The organism is Microbacterium sp. zg.Y909 (assembly GCF_024626565.1).
In genome coordinates, this window is record NZ_JANJFJ010000248.1 from 1 (window position 1) to 6613 (window position 6613).

At 70.8% G+C, this 6613-nt stretch carries 5 protein-coding genes and 1 pseudogene; 5 read left to right on the forward strand and 1 reads right to left on the reverse strand.

What is annotated here, in order from left to right; all coding sequences use genetic code 11:
* Together NQ160_RS16065 and ligA are read left to right on the forward strand one after the other, a co-directional pair.
* The coding region (locus NQ160_RS16065) for an aminomethyltransferase beta-barrel domain-containing protein (RefSeq protein ID WP_374113666.1) at window positions 1-416 on the forward strand (416 nt) is incomplete at its 5' end.
* 28 nt (window positions 417-444) lie between these two features.
* Window positions 445-2769 (forward strand): NAD-dependent DNA ligase LigA, encoded by a 2325-nt coding sequence (gene ligA, locus NQ160_RS16070; protein WP_257516176.1) that lies wholly within the window; start codon window positions 445-447, stop codon window positions 2767-2769.
* A gap of 54 nt (window positions 2770-2823) precedes the next feature.
* Here the strand turns inward: ligA and NQ160_RS16075 are convergent, their stop codons facing one another.
* Window positions 2824-4524 (reverse strand): long-chain-fatty-acid--CoA ligase, encoded by a 1701-nt coding sequence (locus NQ160_RS16075; RefSeq protein WP_257516177.1) that lies wholly within the window; start codon window positions 4522-4524, stop codon window positions 2824-2826.
* A 96-nt stretch (window positions 4525-4620) separates the two neighbouring features.
* On the opposite strand from NQ160_RS16075, the gene gatC reads away from it, so the two are divergent.
* From gatC to NQ160_RS16090, 3 genes and pseudogenes are all read left to right on the forward strand, one after another.
* Entirely contained in the window at window positions 4621-4920 is a 300-nt protein-coding gene (gene gatC / locus NQ160_RS16080; protein ID WP_257516178.1) for an Asp-tRNA(Asn)/Glu-tRNA(Gln) amidotransferase subunit GatC, read from the forward strand.
* Window positions 4917-6428 carry an Asp-tRNA(Asn)/Glu-tRNA(Gln) amidotransferase subunit GatA gene (gene gatA, locus NQ160_RS16085; RefSeq protein ID WP_257516179.1) on the forward strand — a complete coding sequence of 504 codons (1512 nt, stop codon included), beginning with the start codon at window positions 4917-4919 and terminating at the stop codon, window positions 6426-6428. The genes gatC and gatA overlap by 4 nt, the downstream gene beginning before the upstream one ends.
* Window positions 6428-6613, forward strand: a pseudogene (locus NQ160_RS16090) (Asp-tRNA(Asn)/Glu-tRNA(Gln) amidotransferase subunit GatB); the annotation flags it as partial. The gene gatA and the pseudogene NQ160_RS16090, both read left to right, overlap by 1 nt.

Consider the following 6613-nt stretch of genomic DNA (forward strand, 5'->3'; position numbering starts at 1 on the left):
TGGGCACCCATGAGGGCGCGCACGCGTTCACGGTGGGGCAGCGCCGCGGGCTGCAGCTGGGCGTACCGGCACCAGATGGCAAGCCGCGTTTCGTCCTCGAGGTGCGCCCCGTCACCAACACCGTCGTGGTCGGCCCGAAGGAGGCCCTCGCCACCGCACAGATCGCGGGGGAGCGCTTCACCTGGGCCGGCCGCCCGCCCGCTGAGAACGCCTTCGACTGCGACGTGCAGATCCGGGCGCACGCAGATCCGGTGCCGGCGCGCGCGGAGATCGCCGACGGGGTGCTGACGGTGACCCCGCAGACGCCATTCGACGGTGTGGCTCCGGGGCAGACCGCGGTGCTGTACGTCGGCACCCGCGTGCTCGGGCAGTTCACCATCGACCGGACGGTGTCGGCGGCCCCCGTCCCGGCGTGACGTCGGCGGCTCGTCCTACACTTGCGGGGTGACGGATGCCGCTGACTTCACGCCCGCGCCCCTCGACGAAGCCCGAGCCGAGGCGGGTGATCTCACCGAACGCATCCTGAACGCACGCGACGCGTACTACGGCGAGAACGCCGAGATCGTCGACGACGCGACCTACGACGGATGGATGCGGCGGCTCGAGCAGCTCGAGCGTGAGCACCCCGAACTTGCGGGTCAGGACTCGCCGACGCAGACCGTGGGTGCGGCGCAGTCGTCGATGTTCGCGCCGGTGGAGCACGCCGAGCGCATGCTCAGTCTCGACAACGTCTTCAGCGTGGACGAGCTGCGCGACTGGTGCATGAAGACGCAGGCCGCTGCCGGTCGCACCGTCCGGTGGCTGACGGAGCTGAAGATCGACGGCCTGGCGATCAGCCTGCGCTACGAGAACGGGGTGCTCACCTCCGCCGCCACGCGCGGTGACGGCCGCGTGGGCGAGGACGTCACGGTGAATGCGCTGCGCGTGGCCGGCATCCCGTCGAGGTTGTCGGGAACCGGGCACCCGCCGCTGGTGGAGGTGCGCGGTGAGGTGTTCATCCCGGTGGCGGCGTTCGACGAGCTCAACGCCCTCCAGGCGCGCCTGCGCGACCGTGTGCTCGCCGAGTCGCTCGCCCGCGGCGTCGACGAGGAGAAGGCGACGCGCAGCGCCGCCCGACGCTTTGCTGCCTTCGCCAATCCGCGCAATGCCGCCAGCGGTGGCCTGCGACAGCAGCTGGAGAAGAAGAGCGGGATGGAGCTCGAGGCCGGGCAGGCGCGCCTGGCTTCGCTGCGCCTCTTCGTGCACGGCATCGGCGCCTGGCAGAACCCGCCGGTGGCCACGCAGAGCGAGGTCTACGGGCTGCTCGCCGAATGGGGGCTGCCCACGAGCCCGTACTTCCGAACCTATGACGACGTCGACGGCGTGGTGTCGTTCGTGGAGCAGTACGGCGAGCACCGGCATGCCGTCGAGCACGAGATCGACGGCGTGGTGGTGAAGATCGACGAGCTCGACCTGCACGGCGAGCTGGGCGCCACCAGCCGTGCTCCGCGGTGGGCGATCGCCTACAAGTATCCGCCGGAGCAGGTGAACACGAAGCTGCTCGACATCGTGGTGTCGGTGGGCCGCACGGGCCGCGCCACCCCGTTCGCGATCATGGCGCCGGCCCAGGTGGCCGGCAGCGTCGTGCGGCAGGCGACCCTGCACAACCAGGAGGTCGTCAAGGCGAAGGGCGTGCTCATCGGCGACACGGTGGTGCTGCGCAAGGCGGGCGATGTCATCCCCGAGGTGCTGGGCCCGGTCGTGGAGCTGCGCGACGGCTCGGAGCGCGCCTTCGTCATGCCTGCGAACTGTCCCGAGTGCGGCACGCCGCTCGCGCCGGCGAAGGAGGGCGACATCGACCTGCGTTGCCCCAACACGCGCGCCTGCCCGGCTCAGGTGCGAGGGCGGGTGGAGCACATCGGCTCTCGCGGCGCCCTCGACATCGAGGCGCTGGGAGAAGTGACCGCTGCCGCCTTGACCCAACCCACCGTGCCGGACGTTCCGCCGCTGCAGACCGAGGCAGGACTGTTCGACCTGACCCTGGAGCAGCTCGTGCCCATCGAAGTGGTGGTGCGCGATGCCGAGACCGGCGAGCCCCGTGTCGACGACACCACCGGCGAGCCCGTGCGCCGGGCGCCCTTCCGGCGCAACCCCAGCCCGGCCGAGAAGAAGCAGGGCCTGACGGGTCCACAGCCCTCGGCCCAGGCGCTGACCCTGCTCGACGAGCTCGAGAAGGCCAAGACCAAGGAGCTGTGGCGGTTCCTCGTCGCGCTGAACATCCGCCACGTCGGGCCGGTGGCCGCCCGCGCGCTGGCGCAGTGGTTCGGCTCCGTCGCCGCGATCCGCGCGGCATCCCGCGACGAGCTCGCCGCCGTCGACGGCGTGGGCGGCATCATCGCCGACGCTCTCATCGACTGGTTCGAGGTGGACTGGCACCGGGACATCGTCGAGCGCTGGCAGGCCGCCGGCGCGCGGTTGGCCACGCCCGGCCACCCGGGACCCGGCGCGGCGACCGCCGGCGGCGGGGTGCTCGACGGCGTGACGGTCGTCGCCACGGGGTCGCTTGAGGGCTACACGCGCGAGGGCGCGCTCGAGGCGATCATGGCGGCCGGGGGCAAAGCGGCATCCAGTGTCTCGAAGAAGACCGACTTCGTCGCCGCCGGGCCCGGGGCGGGATCCAAGCTCGCCAAAGCCGAGCAGCTGGGCGTGCGCATCATCGACGCCGCGCAGTTCAAGGTGCTCGTCGAGCAGGGGCCCGAGGCTCTGGGGGCGCCGCCCGCCGCGGAGTGAGGGTGCCGCCGACGCAGGTCGCCCTGATCAGGGTTCGCCCCGCGGCGGCTGCGCTCACTCGGCCGCGATGAGCTTTTCCAGCGATTCGCGCACCTGTCGGCGCAGCACCTTGCCGATCATCGATCGCGGCAGCTCCTCGACGACGAAGATGCGTCGGGGCACCTTGTAAGGGGTGAGGATGCCGCGTGCGAACTCCCGCACCGCCTCGATGTCCACGTGGGCGTCGCCGTCGACGACGATCGCGGCGGCCACTTCTTCGCCGGAGTGGGCGCTGGGAAGGCCGACGACGGCGGCATCCACCACGTGTGGGTGCTGGCGCAGGGCGATCTCGACCTCGGTGGGCGCCACGTTGAACCCGCCGGTGATGATGAGCTCCTTGATGCGGTCGACGATGCGCACGAAACCGGCGTCGTCGATGGTCACGATGTCGCCGGTACGGAACCAGCCGTCAACGAACGCTCGCTCGGTCTCCTCGGGGTGGCCGTAGTAGCCACGGAACACTTGGGGCCCGCGTACGACGAGCTCGCCGCGTTCCCCCGGGGCGACGTCGACGGTCGGCTCGTCGGGATCCACGACGCGGCACTCGGTGCCCGGGAGGGGAAGACCCACGGTGCCCGGCTCGCGGTTGGGTGCGACGGGGTTCACGATCAGAACGGGGGAGCACTCCGACAGGCCGTATCCCTCCACGAGGTATCCGCCGGTGGCCTCCTCGAAGGGCACCACCAGTTCGTGGGGGAGCGCCATGGCGCCCGAGATGGCGATCTGGATGCCCTGCAGCGATACGCCGCGCTCGCGCGCCACGGTCAGCAGGCGCTCGGCGATGGGGGGCACCAGCGGGAAGACCGTGGCGGGACGCTTCTTGACCACGGCCAGCACGAGGTCCGCATCGAACTTCGGGAACAGCACCAGCCGCGCGCCCATCGACATCGCGAACGTGACGCACAGGGTCAGTCCGTAGGCGTGGAACATCGGAAGCACGGCGTAGAACACGCACCCCTTGCCACGCTCGACGCGGGGCACCCACGAACGCGCCTGCACGGCGTTGGCGAGCAGGTTGCGGTGGGTGAGCGCGGCGCCCTTGGGGCTGCCGGTGGTGCCGCTGGTGTACTGGATGATCGCGAGGTCATCGGTACCGGGGCCGGGGTGCGATGCCGGCAGGGGCTCGTGCGCGACGATCTGCTGCCACGGCGTCACGTCGACGACCGGCTCGGTGAGGGCATGGCGCGATGCTCGGGCCTTCGCCACCGGTAGCCGCAGGGCGATCTGCTTGGTCGTCGGCAGTGCGGTGGTGATGTCGACCGAGATGATGTCGGGGACGGGGAGGTCGTCGGGGAAGTCCTGCAGCGTCGCGACCACCTTGCTCCACACGATCGCGTGACGTGCGCCGTGGTCCTCGAACTGCTTGCGCAGCTCGCGGGCGGTGTAGAGCGGGTTGTGCTCCACCACCACCGCACCCAGGCGCAGCACGGCGTAGAACGCGACGATGTGCTGTGGGCAGTTGGGGAGCACGAGCGCGACAGGATCGCCTGCTCGCACGCCTCGGGCGTGCAGGGCGGCGGCGGCCCGGTCGATCTGGTCCTGCAGGGCGCGGTAGGTGGTCTCGCGTCCGAAGAATTCCAGCGCCGGCGCGTCGGGGAAGTCACGGGCGGAGGTGGCTACAAGGTCCACGAGAGAGCCCGTCAACGGGGCGAGGTCGGCGGTAACCCCTTCTGCGTAGCTGCGGATCCAGGGGCGCGGCGGGTCGACGTCGATCACCTGGACAGCCTAGGCCGCGTTCGGGGGTGCCCCTGTCGCGCTCAGCGGCACGCTCATCCGCACGGCGCTGCCGAGCGGCCCAAGTAGACTTGCGGGGTGTCAGAAATCACCCCCGATCTCGTCCGCCACCTCGGTGTGCTCGCCCGGATCCAGCTCAGCGACGAGGAGGTCGAGCAGCTCACCGGCCAGCTCGACGTGATCGTCGACAACATCGCGAAGGTGTCGCAGGTCGCCACGGCCGACATCCCCGCGACGAGCCACCCGGTTCCGTTGCAGAACGTGTTCCGTCCTGACGTTCCGGGCGACATGCTCACCGTCGACCAGGTGCTGCAGAACGCACCCGACGCCGCCGACGGCCGCTTCCGCGTGACCGCGATCCTGGGAGAAGAGCAGTGACCGATCTCACCCGCCTGACCGCCGCGGACCTCGCCTCCGCTCTGGCCGCCGGCGAGGTGTCCAGCGTCGAGGCCACGCAGGCACATCTCGACCGCATCGCCGCCGTCGACGGCGACGTGCACGCGTTCCTCCACGTCAGCGACCACGCGCTCGACGTCGCCGCGGACATCGACCGCCGCCGCGCCGCCGGAGAGCAGCTCGGCCCCGTCGCCGGCGTCCCGCTGGCGATCAAGGACGTGCTGGTCACCACCGACATGCCCTCCACGAGCGGGTCGAAGATCCTCGAGGGCTTCATGTCGCCCTACGACGCGACGGTCGTCGCGCGCTCACGCGCCGCCGGCCTCGTGCCGCTGGGCAAGACCAACATGGACGAGTTCGCCATGGGCTCCTCCACCGAGCACTCGGCGTACGGCCCCACCCACAACCCGTGGGATCTGGACCGCATCCCCGGCGGCTCGGGTGGCGGCTCGGCCGCGGCCGTCGCCGCTTTCGAGGCGCCCCTCGCGCTCGGCTCGGACACCGGCGGCTCCATCCGCCAGCCCGCGCACGTCACCGGCACGGTCGGTATGAAGCCGACCTACGGCGGCGTGAGCCGATACGGTGCGATCGCCCTGGCATCCAGCCTCGACCAGGTCGGGCCGGTCTCGCGCACCGTGCTGGACTCGGCGCTGCTGCACGACGTCATCGCCGGTCACGACCCGCACGACGCGACCTCGCTCACCGACCGGTGGCCGTCGTTCACCGAGGCTGCCCGCGAGGGCGCCCGAGGCGAAGTGCTCAAGGGACTGCGGGTCGGCGTCATCAAGGAGCTCCCCGACAGCGGTTTCCAGGCCGGGGTGTCCGCATCGTTCCACGAGGCTCTCGAGGCGATGCAGGCCCAGGGCGCCGAGATCGTCGAGATCAGCGCCCCGCACTTCGAATACGGCGTCGCCGCGTACTACCTGATCCTGCCCGCCGAGGCTTCCAGCAACCTGGCGAAGTTCGATTCGGTGCGCTTCGGCATGCGCGTGAACGTCCCCGGCGGCACCGTCGAGGACGTCATGGCGGCCACGCGCGACGCCGGGTTCGGTCCCGAGGTCAAGCGGCGCGTGATCCTCGGCACCTACGCACTGTCGGCCGGCTACTACGACGCGTACTACGGCTCCGCCCAGAAGGTGCGAACGCTCATCCAGCGGGACTTCGACGAGGCCTTCACGCAGGTGGACGTCATCGCGACGCCTTCTGCGCCGACGACCGCGTTCCGCCTCGGCGAGAAGATCGACGACCCGCTGCAGATGTACCTCAACGACGTCACCACCATCCCCGCGAACCTCGCGGGGGTTCCGGGCATCTCGATCCCCTCGGGGCTCGCGGCCGAGGACGGCCTGCCCGTCGGCATCCAGTTCCTCGCCCCGGTGCGCGAGGACGCCCGTCTGTATCGCGTGGGCGCCGCCGTGGAGGCGATGCTCGTCGACCGCTGGGGTGGCCCGCTGCTGGACCGCGCACCGATCCTGGGAGGGACCCGCTGATGGCCAAGGCAAAGCTGATGGACTTCGACAAGGCCCTCGAACTGTTCGAGCCCGTTCTCGGGTTCGAGGTGCACGTCGAGCTCAACACCGAGACGAAGATGTTCTCCGGGGCAGGCAACCCCGCCAACGAGAAGAACCACGCCGCGGCTCCGAACACCCTCGTCGCGCCGGTGGACATGGGTCTG